Origin of the sequence: Aeromonas sp. RU39B, assembly GCF_900156095.1 — a bacterium.
In the GTDB taxonomy this organism is placed as follows: Bacteria; Pseudomonadota; Gammaproteobacteria; order Enterobacterales; family Aeromonadaceae; genus Aeromonas.
The window spans coordinates 1-1,085 of record NZ_FTMJ01000036.1 but is presented as its reverse complement, the minus strand read 5'-3'; the positions used below and the strand labels follow the sequence as shown (position 1 = coordinate 1,085).

Here is a 1,085-nt window from a genome sequence, read left to right as displayed (position 1 = left end):
CATGAGCATCACGATGGACGAAGAAATCAAACGTTGGACGGCCAAGCGCAAGTCCGCCTTGGTCATGGAAATCATTCAGGGCAAGACCACCGTCGCCGAAGCGGCTCGCGCCTTTGATTTGCAGCCCTCCGAGATTGAAGAATGGGTAGATGACGCCAAACGGGGCATGGAAAACGCCTTACGGGCCAAGCCACTGGATATTCGCGAGCAGTACGAGAAGCAGCTCAAGGAGCTCCAGGAAGCTTATGGCGAGGCCATGCTGGAGTTACGCGCCAGAAAAAAGCTGGCCTCCCTGCTGGGCGAGGACGACAGATAGTCGCCGATGTTCAGCAGGGATTACGCGCAGAAGGTATTGATGTCTCCGTCAGCAAGCTCTGCCGCTGGTTTTACCTGCCGCGTCGCAGTTGGTACTACCGCAGCGTCAAGGCCGCGCCCAAGCTTCAGGAGTATCTGGTCAACCCGATCAAAAACATGATTGAGGAGAACCCATCGTTCGGTTACCGCACGGTTGCGGTCCTGTTGGGGTTCAACAAGAACACGGTACTGCGCATCTTCCAGCTCAAGGGCTGGCAAGTTCGCAAGCGTCCGGTTGGGTTTCGCCCCCGGATCCAGGCCCTGCCTTCGGTGGCCTCAGCGCCCAACCAACGCTGGGCGACGGACCTATGCCGGATCTGGGCTGGTCGCGATGGCTGGTGTTCCTTGGCGCTGGTGATTGATTGCCATACCCGTGAACTACTGGGATGGCATCTTTCGCGCAGTGGTAAATCAAAAACGGCCGAGGCAGCGCTGGAGCAAGCCTTAATTGCTCGCTTCGGCAGCTTGGGACGAGTTGCATCGCCGTTTTTGTTACGTAGCGACAATGGGTTGGTGTTTACCAGTCGCAACTACACAGCGCTGGTGAAGAGCTATGGGTTGCAGCAGGAGTTCATCACGCCGTACACGCCGGAACAAAACGGCATGGTCGAGCGGGTGATCAGAACGCTCAAGGAGCAGTGTGCCCATCGGCAGAGGTTCGAGACCTTGCAGCATGCCAGTCGGGTGATTGGCGACTGGATCCAGTTTTACAACCAGAAGCGTCCTCACCA

The 1,085-nt window shown here is 57.3% G+C and carries 2 protein-coding genes; both read left to right on the top strand.

Translation table 11 applies throughout. The annotated features are described in order from the left end of the window. Positions 1-316, top strand: a 316-nt coding sequence (locus BW958_RS20145) for a transposase (protein WP_076577685.1), incomplete at its 5' end; no start/stop codon positions are given. Then, positions 313-1,085 (top strand): IS3 family transposase (locus BW958_RS20140; RefSeq protein ID WP_076577686.1); only part of this gene is annotated, 773 nt, incomplete at its 3' end. The genes BW958_RS20145 and BW958_RS20140, both read left to right, overlap by 4 nt.